Annotated in this window: 9 protein-coding genes and 1 pseudogene; all 10 read left to right on the top strand. The window is 68.2% G+C overall.

What is annotated here, in order from left to right; all coding sequences use genetic code 11:
• Positions 1-498 precede the first annotated feature (498 nt).
• A pseudogene (locus M0765_RS26750) lies at positions 499-7,990 on the top strand (amino acid adenylation domain-containing protein).
• The gene (locus tag M0765_RS26765) at positions 7,987-12,996 is read left to right on the top strand and encodes a non-ribosomal peptide synthetase (RefSeq protein ID WP_258507297.1); all 5,010 of its coding nucleotides are present in this window, start codon (positions 7,987-7,989) and stop codon (positions 12,994-12,996) included. Before M0765_RS26750 ends, M0765_RS26765 begins: the two are co-directional and overlap by 4 nt.
• A 5-nt stretch (positions 12,997-13,001) precedes the next feature.
• Positions 13,002-13,718 carry a 4'-phosphopantetheinyl transferase family protein gene (locus tag M0765_RS26770; RefSeq protein ID WP_258507299.1) on the top strand — a complete coding sequence of 239 codons (717 nt, stop codon included), beginning with the start codon at positions 13,002-13,004 and terminating at the stop codon, positions 13,716-13,718.
• A complete protein-coding gene (locus M0765_RS26775) occupies positions 13,715-14,533 on the top strand; it encodes an alpha/beta fold hydrolase (RefSeq protein ID WP_258507301.1) in 819 nt (272 codons plus the stop codon). The genes M0765_RS26770 and M0765_RS26775 overlap by 4 nt, the downstream gene beginning before the upstream one ends.
• Entirely contained in the window at positions 14,526-15,452 is a 927-nt protein-coding gene (locus M0765_RS26780; protein WP_258507303.1) for a hypothetical protein, read from the top strand. Before M0765_RS26775 ends, M0765_RS26780 begins: the two co-directional genes overlap by 8 nt.
• 47 nt (positions 15,453-15,499) lie before the next feature.
• Complete coding sequence (locus tag M0765_RS26785; protein WP_258507306.1) at positions 15,500-16,690, top strand: polysaccharide biosynthesis/export family protein; 1,191 nt, start codon at positions 15,500-15,502, stop codon at positions 16,688-16,690.
• Between the two features lie 39 nt (positions 16,691-16,729).
• Positions 16,730-19,042 carry a polysaccharide biosynthesis tyrosine autokinase gene (locus tag M0765_RS26790; RefSeq protein WP_258507309.1) on the top strand — a complete coding sequence of 771 codons (2,313 nt, stop codon included), beginning with the start codon at positions 16,730-16,732 and terminating at the stop codon, positions 19,040-19,042.
• Positions 19,039-19,701: a sugar transferase gene (locus tag M0765_RS26795; protein ID WP_258507312.1), complete on the top strand. Its 663-nt coding sequence runs from the start codon at positions 19,039-19,041 to the stop codon at positions 19,699-19,701. Before M0765_RS26790 ends, M0765_RS26795 begins: the two co-directional genes overlap by 4 nt.
• Positions 19,702-19,765: 64 nt before the next feature.
• Positions 19,766-20,743, top strand: a complete 978-nt coding sequence (locus tag M0765_RS26800) for a GDP-L-fucose synthase family protein (RefSeq protein ID WP_258507315.1) — start codon at positions 19,766-19,768, stop codon at positions 20,741-20,743.
• Positions 20,744-20,787: 44 nt separating this feature from the next.
• Complete coding sequence (locus M0765_RS26805; protein ID WP_258507317.1) at positions 20,788-22,116, top strand: hypothetical protein; 1,329 nt, start codon at positions 20,788-20,790, stop codon at positions 22,114-22,116.

Consider the following 22,116-nt stretch of genomic DNA (forward strand, 5'->3'; position numbering starts at 1 on the left):
GATATTTTCGCGTCGCGTTCGCGCCACTTGCAGGCACCGATTCGGGGCAGCGCCGCTGCGATCAAGGCCGAACTGTAATCACCTGGCCCCCGGTGCAACGCCCGGTATCCCCTCTCCCTCTTTTGACCGCAGCCCGCCGCGCCATGCAGGCGCTTTGTCATGGGTCCGTCCGAGGGAAACGGGGCGATTGTCTCCCCTGAAAGGGGGCACATCGCTCATGCGCCAAGGCCACGGAATTTTTACATTGGTTCCCCCGTGAACAGATCACGGCCACTGTTTTCACGCAGACCGGGAACAACAGCGCACCCTCGATAGCGAGTTACCTACTTGAATCGAGTGATTAGCTACCCTGTTTGGGCGATATCAGGTAGTACGTCTATGTAACAAATGATTCCGGAGTGTAACTTGACCAACATTTGCTCCCACCGTTTGCGTCAAACACCCTAGGATTGCCTCCGAAATATGACCAAACGTACTACCTCCTTTTATTCTTACTTAATGCAATTTTTCCGTATTCAATGTATTAGCAGATATTACTCATTCGAGCTTTTCCATGAAATTTCATTCGGTATTTTCGGCCCAATTCGAAGTCCCCCGCTCTCACTGGGCGACCTGTTCGTTTCGCTGCCCAGCTCGGCGACGGTAGAACGAATTGGCGGTTCGATGGCACTTGCACCGAAAAATGCACGGCATTGGAGCCAATGGACTGCAGCCGCCGGTCAATTGCCGGACACCCCGTTTGCAGCAGCCTGGCTCCTGTTGCAGGCCCGCTGGCTCGGCGCGCAACAAACGGTCCTGCACGAAGCCTCGGCGCACGGATCGCAAGCAGCCGCACGGCACACCGCGCTTGCCGAAACCCTCGATCCCGCGCAGCCGGCGGGCGCATGGCTCGCCACGCTCGACCAGAAGCGGCGCCAGGCCGCTGAAGCACCCGGCACAGACACGCCCGAGTCCTCGCCCAGCTTTCTCTGGCTCCGCGCCGAGACCGTCGCCCCCGCACTGCAGGCACCCCTTCACCTCTGGCTGAACGCCGCATCAGACGCGCCGCGCCTTCGCGCCGACGCCGCAGCAGGTCTTCTGGACGCCGCATCCATCGAGCAATTGCTGGCCGCAATCGCCGACACGGCCGCCGACCTGCTCTGCCGCCCCGACGCACCGCTGGGCGACATCCGCACCCTGCCCGCGGCTGACCGCGAGCAACAGCTCATCGCATGGAACACGCCGCCTGCCCCGCTGAACCGCCAACTCAATGTGGCGCAAATGTTCAGCCGCCAGGCCGCCGCCACGCCAGATGCGCCGGCCCTTGCCGAAGGCGATGCGCAGATGAGCTACAGCGAGCTCGAGCGCCGCTCCGGCCGGCTCGCCCAACGCCTGCAGCAAACGGGTGTGCAGGCAGGCGACGCCGTCGGGCTGCTGCTCGATCGTTCGATGGCGGCGGTGGTGGCCCATCTGGGTGTTCTCAAGGCGGGCGCCGCCTATGTGCCGGTGCCGACGGACTTTCCGGCCGAGCGTATTGCCTACATGCTGGGCGAGGCGAACGCGCGGCTCACAATCGCCGCGCCCGCGCATCGCCATCTCGCGCCCGAGTCGATGGCCGTGCTGGTGCTCGACGAGTTGGCAGAAGTGCCTGACGGCGGTGAAGGCAGTGCGCCTGCGTCGTGGGAAGCCCCCGCCATCGACGGCGAATCGGTGGCGTACGTGATGTACACCTCTGGCTCGACCGGCACGCCCAAGGGCATCGAGATTTGCCATCGCGCAATCCTTCGCCTGGTAGTCGATGCCGGCTATGTCGAGCTGGCTCCCGGCCGCGCGATGCTGCATGCCGCGCCGCTCGGCTTCGATGCCTCCACGCTCGAAGTCTGGGGCCCGCTGCTCAATGGCGGCTGCTGCGTCATTCACGACGAGCGCGTACCCACGGGCGCCGGCCTCGCCCGCACCATTGCACGCCACAACGTGCACACCGCCTGGCTGACGGCGGCGCTGTTCAACGCGGTGATCGACGACGACCCGGCGCACCTCTCCGGCCTGCGGCACCTGCTTACCGGCGGCGAAGCTCTTTCGGTGCCGCATGTGCGGCGCGCGTTGGCCGCGCTTCCGCAGCTCGCGTTGAGCAACGGCTACGGCCCCACCGAGTGCACGACCTTCGCGGCCACCTACCGCATTCCTGCCGCGCTGTCCGCCGACCTGCGCTCGGTGCCGCTCGGGCGGCCCATCAACGACACGGTGCTGCGCGTGCTGAGCCCCACGATGGCCCTGCTTCCCACGGGCCTGGCGGGCGAGCTCTGCATCGGCGGACACGGACTGGCGCGCGGCTACCTGGGGCAACCCGCGCTGACGGAACAACGCTTCGTGCCCGACCCCTTCGGCGCGCCGGGCGAGCGCCTCTACCGCACGGGCGACCTCGCGCGCTGGCTGCCCGACGGCACCCTCGAGTTCATCGGCCGGCGCGACGGGCAGGTCAAGATCCACGGCCACCGCATCGAAACCGGCGAGGTGGAAGCGGCCATCCTCGCCCATCCGGCGGTGAAGAACTGCGCCGTCGTCGCGCGGCCCGATGCCGACGGGCAGCTGAGCCTTGTCGCCTACCTTGTCGCGCGTTCGCAGGAAAAGCTCTCGTGGGAGGCACTGCGCGCGCACCTGGCGGCCCGCCTGCCCGCGGCCTTGCTGCCCTCCGCACAGGTCTGGCTCGATCAGCTGCCGGTTACCGCCAACGGCAAGCTCGACCGCAAGGCCCTGCCTGAGCCGGCCGGCGAGCGGCCCGATCTTGCACAGCCGTTCGAAGAGGCGCGCAACGCCACCGAGCAGCGCGTGTGCGAAGCCTTTGCGCGCGCGCTGCGCATCGCCAAGGTCGGCCGCAACGACAACTTCTTTGACCTCGGCGGCGATTCGATGCGCGTGCTGCAGGTGCTGGCCGATCTGCAGCGGGACAGCGCAAAGCCGCTTTCGACCAATCTCTTCTTCCGCTATCCGACGCCGGCCGCAATGGCGGCTCAGCTGGCGCCCGCCGGTGATGCCGCGCCCACAGCCATCGATCGCCCACGCGCACCCCACGCTCAGGCAGGCACAGACTTGCAAGACGCCGTGGCGCTGGTCGCCACCGCGGGCCGCTTTCCGGGCGCCGCGGATGTCGAGCAGTTCTGGGACAACCTGGTTGCCGGCCGCGACACCATCAGCTTCTTCGACGACGAGACGCTCGACGCCGGCGTGTCCGAGGCCTTGCGTAGCGACCCGGCCTATGTGCGCGCCCGCGGCGTGATCGAAGGCATCGAGAACTTCGACGCCGCCTTCTTCGGCATCGGCCCGAAGGAAGCGGCACTGATGGACCCGCAGCAGCGCGTGTTCCTCGAGATCTGCTGGGAGTGCCTGGAGCGTGCCGGCTATGTGCCCGACGCCGCCCCCGGCCCCGTGGGCGTGTATGCCGGCATGTACAACGCCAGCTACTTCCAGCGCCACGTCAGCACGCGGCCCGACCTCATCGAGGCCGTGGGCGAGTTCCAGGTGATGCTAGCCAACGAGAAGGACTACATCACCACGCGGGTGGCCAACCGGCTCAACCTCACCGGCCCCGCGGTGAGCGTGCACACCGCCTGCTCGACATCGCTGGTGGCCGTGGCGCATGCCTTTCATGCGCTGCGCACGGGCCAGTGCTATATGGCGCTGGCGGGCGGCGCGTCCGTTACCTGCCCCACGCGCAGCGGCTACCTCTACCAGGAGGGCTCGATGCTCTCGCCCGACGGCCGCACGCGCAGCTTCGATGCGCAGGCCCAGGGCACCGTGTTCAGCGATGGCGCCGCGGTGGTGCTGCTGAAGCGCCTGGCCGACGCACAGGCCGACGGCGACACCATCTACGCGGTGCTGCGCAGTGCCGCCGTCAACAACGACGGCGGCGCCAAGGCGAGCTTTACCGCGCCCAGCGTGGATGGCCAAGCCGCGGTGATTCGCGCCGCATTGGCTGCGGCCAATGTGGAGGCGCGCAGCATCTCGTATGTAGAAGCGCACGGCACGGCCACGCCAATGGGCGACCCGATCGAAGTCGAGGCGCTGACCTGTGCCTATGGCGAACACACCGATGCGCTGGGCTTCTGCACGCTCGGTTCGCTCAAGAGCAACGTGGGCCACATGGTCACGGCGGCCGGCGCGGCCGGGCTCATCAAGGCAGCGCTTTCGCTGCACCACGAAGTGATTCCGCCGACGGCGCACTTCACCGCACCGAACCCGTCCATCGACTTTTCGCGCACGCCCTTCTACGTGACGCCAAGCCTTCAGCCGTGGCCGCGCGCCGCCGAGCCGCGCCGCGCAGGCGTCAGCTCCTTCGGCGTGGGCGGCACCAACGCGCATGTCATCGTCGAAGAGGCGCCCCCGCGCCCCGCTTCGCCAATCGCGGTCGGCCCCCAGGTGCTGCCGCTTTCAGCCCGCTCGGAGGCCGCACTCGCAATGGCCGCGGAGCAGCTGGCGGCGCACCTCGATGCAACGCCCGGGCTGCCGCTGGCCGATGTGGCCTATACGCTGGGCGTCGGCCGCAAGGCACACGCCTTCCGCCGCGCCGTGGTGGCCAGCGATGCGGCCGAAGCCGTTGCCGCGCTGCGTGGCAGCGACGGTGCATGGCGCGTCAGCGGCCACATCGATTCGCGCGCGCCGCAGCTGGTGCTGATGTTTCCCGGCCAGGGCGCGCAGTACGCCGGCATGGGCAAGAACCTGCATGCGAACGATCCCGTCTTCGCGGCCGCCTTCGATGCTTGCGTGAAAGCCTTCGGCAGCGCGCTCGACTTCGATTTGCGCGAGCGCATGTTCGAAGGCGAAGCCGATGCGCTGTCGCCCACCGCCGTGACGCAGCCCGCCATGTTTGCGCTCGAATACGCGCTGGCACGCAGGCTGCTCTCGCTGGGTGCGCGGCCGCATGCGCTGATCGGCCACAGCGTGGGTGAGTTCGTGGCCGCGGTGCTGGCGGGTGTGATGCGGCTCGAAGACGCCGCACGGCTCGTCGCCCGCCGCGGCGCGCTCATGCAGGCCCAACCCGCGGGGGCAATGCTGTCGGTGCGCCTGGGTGCCGAACAGCTCACGGCCAGGCTCGGCGATTCGCTATCTCTTGCCGCAGACAATGGCCCGACAGCTTGTGTGGCCGCCGGCCCCTTCGAGGCGATTGCGGCGCTGCAAGCCTCGCTGCAGGAAGAAGACATTCCGAGCCGCCCGCTGCAGACATCGCACGCATTCCACAGCGCAATGATGGACGGCGCAGTCGAGCCCTTCGAAGCGCTGGTCAGTGAAGTGGCACTGCATCCGCCGACGATTCCGATCTATTCGACGCTCACCGGCCGGCTGCTCGAAGACGCCGAGGCGACCAGCGCCAGCTACTGGGCCCGCCACCTGCGCGGCACCGTTCACTTTTCACCGGCCGTGCGCAACGTCATGGAACACACGACGCGGCCGCTCTTCGTCGAGGTCGGCCCGCGCAACGCACTGACCACGCTGGTGCGCCAGCACGGCGCCGGCGAAGTGATGCCGCTGCTGCATGGCGAGCCGGCCGACGAGGCCCGCACCCTGCGCCTGGCGCTGGCGCGCCTCTGGACATGCGGCGCCGATGTCGAGTTGTCGCGGCTCGCGGTGCGCACCGGCGCCCAGCGGGTTCGCCTGCCCACCTATCCGTTCGAGCGCAAGCGTTTCTGGGTCGACATCGCGGCCCCCGCGGCAAAGCCGGCCACCTTGCCGGAAGCCGCGCCGCCCGTGCCCGCCCTTTTCGTACCACCCCCGTTTTGGAGAAGACCGTGACAGTTGCTGCAGCGCCCCCGCTACCTGTTTCTTCCGCATCCGCTTCGCCGGAGGCCTCGCTGGACGCGCGGCTGCGGTCCTTGTTCGAAGACATCTCCGGCATCGACATGGCCCAGGCGGAAGGGAACGCCGCCTTCAGCGAGCTCGGGCTGGACTCGCTCACGCTGACCCAGGTCGCCACGCAGATCAAGAAGCGCTTCAAGGTGAACCTGAGCTTCCGCCAGCTCATGGAAAACTACCGCAGCCTCGACGCGCTCGGCGCATTCCTGCGGGAAAGCCTGCCGGCCGAACCCGTAGCTGCAGTCGCGGCTGCTCCGGTAATCGCTCCGGTAGTGGCTCCGGTGAGCGCAGCCGTTCTTGTCCCTGCGGCAACGGCAATCACTGTGCCGGCCGCCGTGCATCCGTCGCCCCTTTTCACGCCGCTGCAAGCCATGGCGGAATCGGCGCCACACCGCTTGTACAACTAGTTACGCAGCAAATGGAATTGATGCGACAGCAGCTCGCGCTGCTGTCCGGCGCCGGGGCGGATCTGTCCCATGACGCGGCTGCACAGGCGGTGCAACAGGCCACCCAGCCCGCCATGCAGGCCGCCGTGCCGCAGCCGATGCCGGCCTCACCAGCGCTGCCCAATGCCGACGAGCCCGCCGCAGCCAAGGAGCCGGTGCGCTACGACGTGACAAAGGCTTTCGGCGCCATCGCACGCATCCACACGCAGCGCACCGCCGAGCCGAGCGGCCGGCAAAAGGCGCGGCTTGCGGCCTTCATGCGCCGCTACGTGGCACGCACGCAAAAGAGCAAGCAGTTCACCGAAGCCAACCGCCCCCACATGGCCGACCCGCGCGTGGTCAACGGCTTTCGCCCGATCACCAAGGAGATCACCTACCAGATCGTCATCGAGCGCTCCAAGGGGTCGAAGCTCTGGGACCTGGACGGCAACGAATACGTCGATGCGCTCAACGGCTTCGGCATGAACATGTTCGGTTGGCAGCCCGACTTCGTGCAGGAAGCCGTGCGCCGCCAACTCGACGAGGGCTATGAGATCGGCCCGCAGCATCCGCTGGCCGCCGAAGTCACGGCGCTCATCTGCGAGCTCACGGGCAGCGACCGCGCGGCGCTTTGCAACACCGGCTCCGAAGCGGTCATGGCGGCGCTGCGCATCGCGCGCACGGTCACCGGGCGCAGCACCGTGGTGGTGTTCACGGGCTCCTACCACGGCACCTTCGACGAAGTGCTGGTTCGCGCCGGCAAGGGCGGCAAGGGCCTCTCGGCCGCGCCCGGCGTGATGAGCGGCATGTTCGGCGACATCCGCGTGCTGGACTACGGCACGCCCGAGGCGCTGGCCTTCATCCGCGAGAACGCCGAAGACCTTGCCGCCGTGCTGGCCGAGCCGGTGCAAAGCCGCCGCCCCGACTTCCAGCCGCGCGAGTTCCTGGAAGAAGTGCGTGCCATCACCGCGCAGAGCGGCAGCTGCCTGATCTTCGACGAGGTCATCACGGGCTTTCGCGTCGGGCTGGGCGGCGCGCAAGAACTGTTCGGCATACGCGCCGACCTTGCCACCTACGGCAAGGTGATCGGCGGCGGCTTCCCGGTCGGCGTGATTGCCGGCAAGCGCGAGTTCATGGATGCGCTCGACGGCGGCGCCTGGCAGTACGGCGACGACTCCATTCCCGGCGTGGGCGTGACCTACTTTGCCGGCACCTTCGTGCGGCACCCGCTCGCGCTGGCCGCGGCCAAGGCATCGCTCACCTATCTGAAAGAGGCTGGCCCCGCGCTGCAGATCGGCCTCAGCACCAGCACGGGCACGATGGCCGAGGAGCTCACTGCGTGGTGCGCCGAGGTGGGCGCGCCCATCGCCATCAGGCACTTCGCTTCGCTCTGGCGCGTGAGCTGGCTCGAAGACCATCCGCTGCAGGACCTGCTGTTCGCAATGATGCGCAGCCGCGGCGTGCACATCCTGGACAACTTCCCGTGCTTCCTCACGAGCGCGCACAGCGCCGAGGACATCGAGACCATCCAGCGCGCATTCAAGGAGTCCGTGGCCGAGATGCAGGAATCCGGATTCCTGCCGCGCCGCGCAACGGTCATCACCGGCTTCGACTACCGCAAGGCCGAGGAAGAAGACGGCTCCGTTCTCGCCCGCGACATCGATGGCCAGCCCTTCTGGTACGTGCCCGACACCACCTCTTCCCCCAGCCATCTGATCAATGGAAAGGCCACAGCATGAACGCCGTTCTTCGCCCCCCCGCCGCCGCGGGCCTTATCGAATGCGTCATTCCGACGACTGAATCGCAGCGCGAAGTCTGGCTCGGCGCAACGATGAGCACCGAAGCCTCGCTCTCGTACAACGAATCGGTGCTGCTGCGCTTTCGCGGGCCGCTCGACCGCGATGCCATGGCGCGTGCCGTGGCACGCCTCGTCGCGCGCCACCAGTCGCTGCGCGCCACGGTCTCGCCCGACGGCACCTGCATGCTGGTCGGCCAGCCGCCCGAAGACCCGATGGAGCAAAAGGACCTGAGCGGCCTCTCGCCCGAAGCCCGGGCACAGGCGTTGAAGACGGCCCACGACACCGCGGTGTGCACGCCTTTCTCGCTGGAGCAAGGCCCGCTGTTCCGCGCCGTGCTGTACCGGCTTGGCGATGCCGAGCATGAACTCGTCATGTCGGCGCACCATGTGGTCTGCGACGGCTGGTCGTGGGTGGTCATTACCGAGCAGCTCGGCCATCTGTATGCCGAGCAAACCGGCAACGGCCTGCGGCTCAAGCCGGCGCCGACCTATGCGGCCTTTGCCGCGGAAGAAGCCGCCGAAGCCGCGCATCCCGACATGCAGGTGCATGTGGACTACTGGCTGGAGCGCTTTCCCGGCGGAACCCTGCCCGTGATCGAGCTGCCGCTCGACCACCTGCGCCCCGCCACGCGCACCTTCAGCTCGCGCCGCGCCGAGCGGCTGCTCGACCGCCGCCTGGTGACCACGCTGCGCTCGATGAGCGCTAAGACCGGCGCCAGCCTGTTCGCGGGCCTGCTCACCGGCTTTGTCGCCACGTTGCACCGCCTTACCGGGCAGGACGACATCGTGGTCGGCATTCCGGCGTCGGGCCAGATCGCGCGCGACATGCCCGACCTGGTGGGCCACTGCGTCAACCTGCTGCCGCTGCGCCTTGCCGCGCACGGCCAGATGCGCTTCGACGCATTGCTGGGCGAATGCAGCACCGCCGTGCTCGATGCCTTCGACCACCAGGCGCTCACCTACGGCGCGCTGCTGGGCAAGCTTGCGCTGCAGCGCGACCCGAGCCGCCTGCCGCTGGTGAGCGTGGTGTTCAACGTCGACCCCGACGTGGCCAGCAGCACGCAGGCCTTCACCGGCCTGGATGTCACGCAGGACACCATCCCCCGCCAGTACGAGAACTTCGAGCTCTTCCTGAACCTGCGCCCGCTCGACGGCGGGCTGCAGATGGAGGCGCAATACAACGCCGACCTGTTCGACGAGGCCAGCGTGCAGCGCTGGCTCGACATGTTCGAGTGCGTGCTCCGCTCGGCCGCGCGCAATCCGGGCGAAACCGTCGGCGGGCTCGAGGTGCTTTCGCCGGAAGGCGCGCAAGAGCTCATCGCGTTGCAGCCGCCGCCCACCCCGCTGGAAGGCGCGCCGCATGCGCTCGCACGTTTCCTGGCCCGCGTGCCTCTGCAGCCTGACCGCCCTGCCGTGCGCGACGGCGCGCGAATCTTCACCTATGCCGAACTCGACGCGCAGTCCAACCGGCTCGCGCGTGCATTGCGCGAGCGCGGCGTGCGGCGCGGCCACCATGTGGGGCTGTGCCTGGAGCGCAGCCTCGAGATGGTGCTTGCAATGGTCGCCGTGCTCAAGGCGGGCGCCGCCTACGTGCCGCTCGACCCCGCCTTTCCGCAGGCGCGGCTCGACCACTACGCCAAGGATGCCGGCCTCAGCCTGCTGCTGACCTCCTCGGACCTTGCCGCGGCGCCGCGCAGCTGGCGCGAGGGCGCGGGCGAACAGGTGTTCGAGATCGACCGCGACAGCGCCTGGCAACAGGCCTCCGGCGATCCCCTGCCCGCGAGCGAAGACGACGCCGGCCCGGACGACCCTGCCTATGTGATCTACACCTCCGGCTCCACCGGCCTGCCCAAGGGCGTGTCCGCGCGGCACGCATCGGTGGCCAACCTGCTGCAGTGGATGCAGAGGAAGTCCGGCATGAACGCCAGCGACCGCATTGCCGCGGTGACCACGCTGTCGTTCGACATGGCGGTGCCCGACCTGCTGCTGCCGCTGGCCGTGGGCGCCGAGATCGTGATGGTGCAGCGCGAGCTGGCCATGGACGGCGTGCGCCTGAGCACGCTGCTCCAGGAAGAGCAGATCAATTTCCTGCAGGCCACGCCCGGCATGTGGCAGCTGCTGCTCGACGCCCAATGGCCGGGCGCACCGGGCTTTCGCGGCTGGATCGGCGGCGAGCCGCTGCGCCCGAGCTTTGCGCTTGCGCTGTGCGAGCGTCTTTCGGAGCTCTGGAACGGCTATGGCCCGACCGAAACCACGGTGTATTCGACCGCATGGCTGGTCGACCCCAAGGCCGTGGCATCGCGCGGCGTGTCCATCGGCCACCCGGTGGACAACACCGAGATCTGGATTCTCGACGCCGACCTGCAGCCCTGCCCCATCGGCGTGCCGGGAGAAATCTGCATTGCCGGCGACGGGCTGTCGCAAGGCTACATCGACCGGCCCGAGCTCACGGCCGAGCGCTTCGTCACCGCCCGCATCTTCGGCACGGCCAAGCGGCTGTACCGCACCGGCGACCGCGGCCGCTGGCGCAACGACGGGCTGATCCAGCACCTGGGCCGGCTGGACTTCCAGCTCAAGGTGCGCGGCTACCGCATCGAGCCGGGCGAGATCGAGGCGCGCTGCCGCGAGGTGGCCGGCGTTTCGCGCTGCGTGGTCGTGGCGCGCGAAGACAGCCCGGGCGACGTGCGCCTGGTGGCCTACCTTGCGCTCACGCCCGGTGTCGATTTCGACCAGGACGTGCTGATGGCGCACCTGCGCGAGCACCTGCCCGCCTTCATGCTGCCGCAGCACGTGGTGGCGCTGAAGACGCTGCCCACGCTGCCCAACGGCAAGGTCGACCGGGTTTCGCTGCCGCCGCCGCAGGCCGTCTCGCGCGACGAGGCGCGGCGCGGCGCCGGCCCCCGCACCGATTGCGAACGCAAGGTGCTCGAGACCATGGAAAAGGTGCTGAGCCTGCCCGGCCTCGACATGCGGGACGACTTCTTCGCCATGGGCGGCCATTCGCTGCTGGCTTCGCGCCTGACCACGCTGCTGAGCCGCGAGTTCAAGATCACGCTGCCGCTGCGCTCGCTGTTCGAAGCGCCCACGGCCGAAAAGCTGGCCGCCGTTGTCGAAGGCCTGCAAAGCGCGGGCTCCCGTGCACAGGCGCCGCTGCCCTGCCGCATCAATCGCAAGACGGCGCCGCTGACGCCGTCGCAGGAACGCATCCGGTTCATGGAGGACCTGCATCCCGGCCGCTCGGTCTACAACGCGCCCGCCGCCCAGCGCCTGACCGGCAACTTCGATATGCAGCGCTTCGAGGCCGCGTTCAGGGAAATCATTCGCCGCCAGCCCGCCCTGCGCACCCGCATGGCGACCGACCCGCACACCGGGCAGCCGGTGCAGGCGATGTCGGAGGCGGTGGACTTCGAACTGCCGTTCATCGACCTGCGCAACCTGCCGGCCGACCAGCGCGAAGCCGAGCTGGCCGATCGCATGCAGGAGCTTGCCGACCGGCCGATCGACATTCACCGCGCGCCCATGATGCATGCGGCGGTGTTCCAGCTCGATGCGCATGAGCATGTGTTCGTGTTCGTGCCGCACCACCTGATCTGGGACGGCTGGTCATTCGACCTGCTCCAGCGTGAGCTCTCCGCCATCTACGACGCGGCGGAACGCGGTCGCCCGCACGGCCTGCCCGCGCTTGCCACCACGCATGGCGACTATGCCGAGTGGCAGGCCAACTGGATGAACGAGCCCGGCTTCCAGGAGCAGCTGGACTTCTGGCTGAAGCGCTTCGCCGACGCGCCGATGCCGCGCCTGCCCAACACCGACATGCCGCGGCGCTCGGGCAAGAGCGGCCAGGGCGGCGCGCAGTGGATCCGCGTCGACCTTGCGACCACGCAGCAGTTGCGCAAGGTGGCCCGCGACATGGACGTGACGCTGAGCATGCTGACCTTCGGCATCTATGCGCTCACCATGAGCCGGGTCATCGGCTCGGAGTCGATCGTCATCGCCAACCCGGTGCGCGGCCGCCAGCAGCCCGAGACCGAAGACGTGATGGGCTTCTTCAACAACGTGCTGCCGGTGTCGCTGCAGGTCAAGCTGGACCAGCCGCTCGCCGAGTTCATGCGCTACGTGAAGCGTGAGCTGCTGTCGATCATGAACTACCAGCAGGTGCCGTTCGAGCGGCTCATGGCGGAGCCCGCCCTGGGCGCCCGCATCCGCGCGGTCGGCCCTTACCAGACGATGTTCTCGTTCCAGGACGCGCGCGACCGCGCACGGCGCCTGGGCAGCCTGCAAACCCGCCAGCTGCACCTGATGCAGCACGGCGCCACCGACGACATCGGCATGTGGCTGATGGACAAGCCGCACGGGCTGGAGGGCGCGCTGAACTACAACGCCGACATCTACCTGCGCGAAACCGGCGCGCACCTGCGCGACCGCTACCTGGAGTTGCTGCAACGGGCCGCCGAGCATCCCGAAGCCACGCTGGACGAACTCTCCAGCGAAGAAGGTTCGGCCAGCGCCGTGTACCTGCGCAAGCTCGCGGCGGTCGATCCGCTCAAGGCCACGGCCGCGGCACCGGTCAACGGCACGGCCGTGGCCCCGAAGGCGGACGAGACGCTCCTGAACCCGGAGCACGCCCGCCTCGCGCAGATCTGGGCCTCGGTAATCGGCATCGACGTCAACGACATCCGCCCGACCGACAACTTCTTCGACCTCGGCGGAGATTCGCTGCTCGTGCTGCGGGCGCTGCAGCAGACCGAGCAGACGCTGGGCTATCGCGTGCAGTCGCGCCGCTACCTGTTCGAAAACCTCGGCCAGATCGCCGCCTCCGCCCGCGAAGCGCATGACAGCGCCGATCTCTCGGAGCTCGCGCCGCTGGCCATGGGCAACCTCAAGGCCGGTGCGCGCGGCGAGGGACTGCTGAGCCGCACTTTCGGCGGCTGGCTGCGCAAGGAGTAACGATCATGGGACACGCGGCCTTCGCCCTTTCTTCTGTCGACGCACCGCTCTGCCGGTATTTCGACCTGGATGACTGCGCCGGTCCCGGCGCCGCGCTGATCCTCTCCAAGGAGGAACGCACACGCGCCGGACAGTTCCGCTTTCCCCAGGAGCGGCAACGGTACGTGGCGGCGCACGCCGCGCTGCGCTACGCGCTGGCCGAGCAGACCGGCGCGCGCGCCGATGCGCTGCGCTTCACGCACAGCGCCTTCGGCAAGCCTTCGCTGCTGGGCTGGCCGCGTGTTCATTTCTCGCTGAGCCACAGCCAGGGGCTGGGCCTGATCGCCATCGGCGAGCGCGGCCCGCTGGGCGTGGACGTGGAGCAGCTTCGCCCCGTGCCCGACGCATTGGCACTTGCCGCCACGCATTTCACGCGGCTGGAGAACGAAGCGCTGCGCGCCCTGCCCGCCAACGAGCGCGACCAGGCCTTTCTCACCTGCTGGACGCGCAAGGAGGCCTGCCTCAAGGCCATCGGGCTGGGGCTGATCGTGCCTCCGGAGCGCTTTGAAGTGGGTGTGGACGCGGACTGCCGCAGTGTCGAGGTGCCGGTCGCCGGCCGAATCCTGTGGCTTGTGCTGCAGCCCGCGCCTTCGCGCATGGACAGCGTGGGATCGATCGCCGAGTGGCGGCAGACCCACACCCGCGCCAGCGTGCCGCGCGGCGCAACGGAGAGCTTTGCATGACCCCCTACCCATTCCTTTTCGGCCCCGCATCGCGGCAGATCTTCGGCCTGTTCCACGCCGCCGAGGAAGCTCTGCCCGGAAACACCGCGGTGCTCATCTGCCCGCCTTTCGGGCAGGAGGGCATGCGCACGCACCGCTTCTTCAAGGTGCTGGCCGAACGCCTGGCGCGCTCCGGCATCGCAACCTTGCGCTTCGACTTCTACGGCACCGGCGATTCACCGGGCGACGAGGACGACGGCGAGCTCGACGGCTGGCGGCGCGACCTGTGCTCTGCGCATGAAGAGCTGCGCCGGCGCGCACCGGGGAGCCGCATCGTCTGGGTGGGCGCGCGGCTCGGCGCCACCCTGGCCGTGCTGGCGGCGCGCAACGGGCGCTGCGACCCGGCGCGGCTGGTGCTGTGGGAGCCGGTGATCGACGGGCGCCGCTATGCGCGCCTGCTGCGCGAAGAGCATGTGGCGGCCCTCGACACGACCTTCTGCATTCCCGACCTGGCGTGGCGCCGCAGCCTTTCGCGCGAGCCCGGCGCCATGCCCGAGGAGGCACTGGGCACCTCGCTTTCGCCCACGCTGCGCACGCAGCTGGCCACGCTCACGCCTGAATCGCTCCCGCTCACGGCCCTGCACGACACGCTGGTGCTCACAGGGCCGGACGACGAAGAGACGGCGCAGTGGGCGGCCGAGCAGCAGTCGCGCTACATGCCGGTGCGCCTTGCGTACTTCCAGCACCGGCTCGACTGGACTTCAGACCCCTACCCCAACAGCGCCATGGTTCCGGCCGACGCGCTCAACCGCCTGCAGGGGGCCCTTCATGAATGACATGACGCAAACCCCGGTGCGGTTCGGCGCCGGCAACTCGCTGGTCGGCACCGTCACGATGCCCGCGCGGCAAGTGCCGGCCACCGCCGCATGCCTGATGTTCAACATGGGCGCCAACCATCGCATCGGCCCGCGCCGCATCAACGTGAAGCTGGCGCATGTGCTGGCCGCGCGCGGCGTGAGCAGCCTGCGCTTCGACCTGGGCGGCGTGGGAGACAGCGAGGCGTCCGACTTTTCGCACGACCTGCAGACCCGCGCCATGCACGATCTGCAGGCCGGCATGGACCTGCTCGAGAAAACGATGGGCATCCGGCAATTCGTGATCGTGGCCATGTGCTCGGGCGTGGAGCACGCCATGGCGGTGGCCGAAGCGGACACGCGCGTGGTGGCGATTTCGCTGTTCGACGGCTTCGCGTTTCCGGAATGGCGCTCGCGCTGGGAGCGCACGGTGCGGCGCGCCATTGCAGCCCCCGCGCACCCGGCCTTCGCGGGCAAGGCCAAGCGCTGGCTCCAGCGGCACTTTCTGCGCAGCCATTCGACAAAGGCGCTGCCCGGCTTCTTCACGGAAAGAAAGCCGCCGCAGGTCAACGCCCTGTGGTTCGGCGCGGCCATGAAGCGCCTGGTCGAACGGAAGGTGGCGGTGCAGCTGCTGTATTCGGGCTCCCTGCATGTATCGGACCGCGGCCGCGACCAGCTCGGGCCCTTCCGGCGCGAGCCCTTCGCGCAGGCCCTCCAGTACGAGTTCATGCGCGAGCTCGACCACACCTTCTGCACGGCAAAGGGCCAGCAGCTCTTTCTCCAGTCGGTGGGCGACTGGGTAACCGCATGCGCCTCGGGCGCCGGCACCGAGCGCCGCACCGTGAGCCCCACGCCGGCCGTTGCCGAGCCCCCGCTGCATGGCGCCTACGCGCCGCAGTGAACCCATTCCAGGACTTTCAGGATCCCCCACGAGCAAAGGACCATCCCATGGCACACCTTGACCCAGCCAGTTCTTCGCGCGGCGCACCCGTTGCCCCCGCGTCCGTCCAAGCTTCCGCCCGCGAGCGCGTCCGACGCCGGATCGGGTCGGTGGTTGCGCTGGTGCTGCCGCTGTGCCTGGCTGGCTGCGGGATTCCCGGCTTCAAGACGCCGGACACCAGCGGCTGGAGCAGCTCCCACGCGGAAGGCGAGCCGAAGATCGTTCCCATCACGCCCGAGCTGATCCGCACCCGCGCCGCGCAGGAGCCGCAGGGCGTGCCGGCGGAGGTGCGGCAGCTCTTCGGCAAGGCACCGGCCTACACGATCGCTCCGGGCGACGTGATCGGCATCGTGGTGTACCGGCATCCGGAACTCATGCCCAACGCGGGCGCCGTGATCTCGCAGCAGTCGGATCCGACGGGCGTGAGCGTGGCTCCCGGCTTCATCGTCGACGGATCGGGCGAGATCAGCTTTCCCTACATCGGCCGCACCAAGGTCGAGGGCATGACGGAAAGCGCCGCCTCCGACCTGATCACGCGGCGCATTTCACCCTTCGTGAAAGACCCGCTGGTCAGCGTTCGGATCCAGTCGTTCCGCAGCCGCCGCGTGTACGTGGAAGGCGAGGTCCGCACCCCGGGCCTGCAGATCTTCACCGACGTGCCGATGACGCTTGCAGAGGCGATCAACCGCGCCGGCAGCGTGACCACCGCCGCCGACCGCTCCCGCGTGACCCTCACGCGCGGCGAGCGCACGGTGACCATCGACCTGCCGCTGCTGCAGCGCTACGGCTTCGACGCGAGCCGCATTCCGCTGCAGAACGGCGACCTCGTGAACGTGGGCACCCGCGAAGACAGCCGCGTGTATGTGATGGGCGAGATCCGCAACCCCTCGGCCCTGCTGATGCGCAACGGCAGGCTGAGCCTGAACGAGGCGCTGGGCGATGCGGGCGGGCCCGACCTGCTGACCTCGTCGCCCGGCCAGATCTACGTGGTGCGCAACTCGCGCGGCGAAGTGCCCGAGATCTACCACCTCGACGCAAAGAACCCGGTGGCGCTGGCGCTGGCCGACCGCTTTCCGCTGCAGGCGCGCGACGTCGTCTACATCGACCCGGTGCCGCTGGTGCGATGGAACCGCGTCATCAGCCTGATCCTTCCCGCCGCGCAGGTCGTGAACCTTGGCGGCACGGCAAGCCGCCGCTGAACCCTCCCTCCCGTCCAGGCAACCCAAAAAGGTGATCTCATGAATGCGCACTGGCAACCCATGGTTACCGCCCCCACAGATGCGGCGCCGGCTTCCGAGCAGCCTCCTTCAAGACTGCGGGAGCACATCGACCTGCTGATCGACAACCGATGGAAGATCGCGAAGATCACCGCGGTGGCACTGCTGATCGGCGCCGCCTACGCGATGTTCGGGCCGCGCGTGTACGAGGCCAACGTGCTCATCCAGGTCGAAGACCCGGAGCGCTCGGGCGGCACGCTGGTCGGCGACTCCGCGAGCAGCGCACTGAACGCCAAGACGCCGACGGCCGGCGAGGCCGAGATCCTGAAGTCGCGCCTGGTGCTCGGGCAGGCCATCGAGAACACCAAGCTCTACATCGAGGCCGAGCCGCTCTATCTGCCGATCGTCGGCCCCTGGCTCGCACGCCGCGCGAAGACGCTCTCCGAACCCGGCTTTGCGGGCCTTTCGGGCTACGTGAGCGGCAACGAGCGCATCGTGGTGGCGCAGATGGACGTGCCGACGGATCTGGAGGGCACGCGTTTCCTGTTGACCGCCGGCGAGAACGGCGCCTACACGCTGACGCACCCCAAGCTGGATGCACCGATCGAAGGCAAGGTCGGCACGCCGCTCGACGCCGAAACGCCGCTCGGCCCTGTGCACCTGCTGGTGGGCTCCGTCTCGGGGTTGCCGGGCGCCGCGTTCTCGCTGGTGCGCCAGTCGAAGCAGCTCACGCTGCTCGAGCTGCAGAAGGACCTGCGCGTCATCGAAAAAGGCAAGCAGTCTTCGGTGATGGACGTGAGCTGGCAGACCGGCAACCGCACGCAGCTGGCCAATCTTCTCAATGAAGTCGCTCGGCTGTATGTTCGCGTGAACATCGACCAGAAGACGGCACAGGCCCAGCGCGCGCTCAACTTCCTGGGCGGCGAGCTGCCCAAGTTCAAGCAGCAGCTGGAGGACTCCGAAGAGGTCTACAACCAGTACCGCAACCGCAACGGCACGATCAGCCTCGACGACGAGGCGCGCAACGCGCTGTCGCAGAACATCGACCTGCAGACCAAGCTCTTCGATGCAACGCAGAAGCGGCTGGAGCTGACCGAGCGCTTCACGGCCCGCGACCCGAGCGTCATGACCATCGACGCGCAGATCGCCTCGCTGAAGAAGGCACTCGGCGGCGTGGAACAGCGCATCCGCCGCATGCCCATGATGCAGCAGGACTCGCTGCGCATGCAGCGGGACATCAAGGTCAACACCGACCTCTACGTGTCGCTCCTGAACAGCTCGCTGCAGATGCGGCTCGCGAAAGAGGGGCGCATCGGCAACGTGCGCGTGCTCGACCAGGCGCTGACGCCTGAAAAGCAGATCCGGCCCAAGGCCTCGATCACCATGGCGCTTGCGCTGCTGGCGGGCCTGTTCATCGGTGCGGCCTCGACCTTCATGCGCAGGTCGTGGCGCAACACCATTGCCAGCCCGGCCGAGATCGAAACCCACACCGGCCTGGACGTGTACAGCACCGTCACGCTGAGCGACCAGCAGCGCCATCTCGACCGCGCCGTGCTCCACGGCAAGCCCGGCGTGCACCTGCTGGCGGCGGCTCATCCGGATGATCCGGCGCTCGAGGGCTTGCGGCGGCTGCGCACCGCGCTGAAGTTCGCGATGCCGCGCGCGCTGAACAACCGGATCATGATTTCGAGCGCCACGCCCGGCGCGGGCAAGACCTTCGTGTCGTCCAACCTCGCGGCGGTGCTTGCATCGAGCGGCCGGTGCGTGCTGCTGATCGATGCCGACCTGCGGCGCAGCAGCGTGGCACCCCGCTTCGGACTGAAGCGCACAGGCGGCCTCTCGGAGCTGATCCAGGGCTCCATCGAGCTCGACGGCGCCATCCACAAGGGAGTCCTGCCGCATCTCGACGTGATGACGACAGGCGCGTTGCCGTCCGACCCGACGGGCCTTCTCACGAGCGATGCCTTCGCCCGCGTGCTCGAGAAGGTCTCGACGCGCTACGACGTGGTGATCGTCGACACGCCGCCCACCCTGCTCGCATCGGAAACGGCCGAGATGGCGACCTGCATGGGCACGCTGCTCATGGTTGCGCGCGCCGGCGACAACGAACTGGGCGACCTGACCGAAAGCGTGAAGCAGCTGCGGCATGCCGGTGCGCATTTCCAGGGCGTGGTGCTCAACGCGCTCGACACGCGCCGGCGCTACTACGGCAGCCTTGCCTACCGCTACGGTGCCTACCGGCTGCGGGCCCATGACTACCCGACAGCGCCCGAACTGCCCCGGCCCGCAACGCCGGTCGCAGCCGCGGCCGCCGCGGAGGGAGCGACAGCGTGAACACCCTGCGATCGAATGCTCCCGTCCAGTGGGCGGGCAATTCGCGGTTGCTGATGGCCACCAAGCGCGGTATGGACATCGTGATGGCGAGCTGCTTCTTCCTCTTCCTGGGCTGGGTCTACGCGATGGTGTGGCTCGGCGTGCGGCTGACCTCCGGCGGCCCGGCGATCTACAAGCAGCCGCGCTACGGCCGGGACGGGCGCGTCTTCAGCTTCTACAAGTTCCGCTCGATGGTGGCCGACTCCGACGCAGTGCTGGCGCGCCACCTGCGGGAGAACGAAGAGGCGCGGCGGCAATGGGACATGTACCAGAAGCTGGAGCATGACCCGCGCATCACGCCCTTCGGCGCGTTCCTGCGCAAGTACAGCCTCGACGAACTGCCGCAGTTCTGGAACGTGCTCAAGGGCGACATGAGCATGGTCGGCCCGCGCCCCTGCATGTTCTCGCAGAAGGACCTGTACGGCCCTTACTGGGGCCACTACTGCTCGGTGCGCCCGGGCATCACCGGCCTGTGGCAGGTGAGCGGGCGCAGCGAGGTCAGCTACCGGCGCAGGGCCGCCATGGATGCCGACTACGTCGCCACGCTGTCCCTGCGCCAGGACATCGTGATCCTGCTGAAAACCTTTCTGGTGGTCGCGGGCGCAAAGGGTTCCGGCTAGGCGCCGGGGCCCGCGCACTCCCTGTTCCGACATCTCAATCCTCAACCTTCAACCGAAAGAACATATGCGTATATACGTTGCTGGTCATCGCGGCATGGTGGGTCAGTCGCTCATGAAGCGCCTGCGGGGCCTCGGGCACGAGGTCGTCACGCGCGGCCGCGAGGAGCTCGACCTGCTCGACCAGGAGGCAGTGCGCCGGTTCTTCGCCACCGAGCAGATCGACCAGGTCTATCTCGCGGCGGCAAGGGTCGGCGGCATCCACGCCAACATGACCTACCCGGCGGAGTTCATCTACCAGAACCTCCTGATCGCCGCCAATGTCACGCACCAGGCGTTCCTTGCGAACGTCAGGCGTCTCCTGTTCCTCGGCTCGAGCTGCATCTACCCGCGGCTTGCCGAGCAGCCCATCCACGAAGATGCGCTGCTCGGCGGCAAGCTCGAGCCGACGAACGAACCCTATGCAATCGCCAAGATTGCAGGCATCAAGCTGTGCGAGAGCTACAACCGGCAGTACGGCGCCTCCCACGGCATCGACTACCGCAGCGTGATGCCCACCAACCTGTACGGGCCCGGCGACAACTACCACGCGCAGAACAGCCACGTGGTGCCGGCCCTCATCAGGCGCTTTCACCTGGCCAAGCTGGAGAACGCCCCCGAGGTGGTGATCTGGGGCACCGGCCGCGCGCGGCGCGAGTTCCTCTATGTCGACGACATGGCCGACGGCTGCATCGCGGTGATGGACATGACGCGCGACAGCTACGAGCAGCACACCACGCCCATGTGCGCCCACATCAACCTCGGCACGGGTGAAGACCTGTCGATCGGCGAACTGGCAGCGTTGATCGGCGACGTCGTCGGCTACCGCGGCCGGATCTGCTTCGACACCTCGCAGCCGGACGGCGCGCCCAGGAAGCTGCTCGACGTGTCGTGCGCAGCCGCCATCGGGTGGCAAGCCACGGTGCCGCTCGAAGAAGGCCTGCGCCGCACCTATGCGGCCTACCAGGAGGCGATCCGCCCGGTCCAAGAGATCGCCCACGCCTGAGCCGAACACTTCACACCCCCGACCTCCACCCACAAGGCCCTGTCATGAGAACACTCTGCTTCTGGTTCGGCATTGCGGCTGCGTTCGCATGCGCCCAGGTAGACCCGGTCTGGGGCTACGCGGCGGTGTGCGTGCTCTCGCTGGTGCAGCTTGCAATGCTCGGCGCCGCGGGAACGAGCACGTTCCTGCTGATCCACTATACCGCGGTACTCACCTACTTCTCGGTGGCGCCGGCCATGCAGATCGCGGCCGACGTTTCGTTCTGGGACACGGGCGTGATCGGCGCGGGCGCGCACACGCAAGCCATCACGCTGCTGCTGCTGTACATGGCGGGTGTGGAGGCCGCCAGGTTCGGCATGCATGAGGCGGCGGCCCCGGCTTTCGCGCGCGGGGCCGGCGTGCCCGAGACGCAGATCGCCGGCGTTGCGCACCCTGTGCTGCTGCTGTTGAGCGGCACGGTCGCGGCGTTCGCGTCGCTGTTCATCCGCCCCGACCTGAACTTCATCGCACGCGGCCTGCCGGACGAAGGCCAGAACCTCCCGGTCGATTTCATCGTCTATTCGACGCTGCCGAAGCTCATCGTGCTGATGTGCTTCGTGGCGCTGGCCATCCACGCATACCGCCGCCGGACGATCTGGTCGTGGTGTGCCGCCGGCTTTGCGCTGGTGCTGGCCGGCATTGCGGCCTATCCGGTCAACACGCCCCGGCAGATCCTGCTGATCGGCCTGCTGCCGCTTTTCATCTACGTGCTTGGCGTGAAGCGCCGCTGGCTGCTCGCCATGCTGATCTTCGGTGCCATCGCCGGCCTCGGCCCGGTGCTGAACCTGATTTCTCGCGGCAGCTTCTGGGGCGAGACGCTCACCACCTTTCCCTACAGCCAGGACTTCGACGCGATGTACATCGTGGCCGGGCTGTTGGAGCGCGCGCCCGAACCAGAGCTCGGTTTCGGGCGCTACCTGTTGTCGGCCTTCTCTTTCATGCTGCCGCGCAGCCTGAAGATGTATCCGGAGTTCGACCCCCTCGGATGGCCGGCCGTGCTGGGCAACTTCTCGCAGAGCAATCTCTCGCTGCCGCCATTCACCACGGCGTACTTCGACTTCGGCCTGGCGGGGCCGGTGATGCTTGGCCTGGCGGTCTCGGCCCTGTTCCGCGTGCTCGACAAGGTGGCCCAGCCGCATGCCGCGCTCTCGAGCACCTACCTGTGCGCTCTGGTGCTGCTGGCCGCATATGTGCCCTTCATGCGCGGCCCGATTCTCGGGTGGGGCCCGTTCGCGGCCTCGGGGCTGATCGCGGCCGTTTTTGCCGGGCTGCTGAGCTCGCGGTTTCGCCAGCCGCGCCGCGCGCCGGCGATCTACGCCCAGGGCACGACGTGA

Origin of the sequence: Variovorax sp. S12S4, assembly GCF_023195515.1 — a bacterium.
In the GTDB taxonomy this organism is placed as follows: Bacteria; Pseudomonadota; Gammaproteobacteria; order Burkholderiales; family Burkholderiaceae_C; genus Variovorax.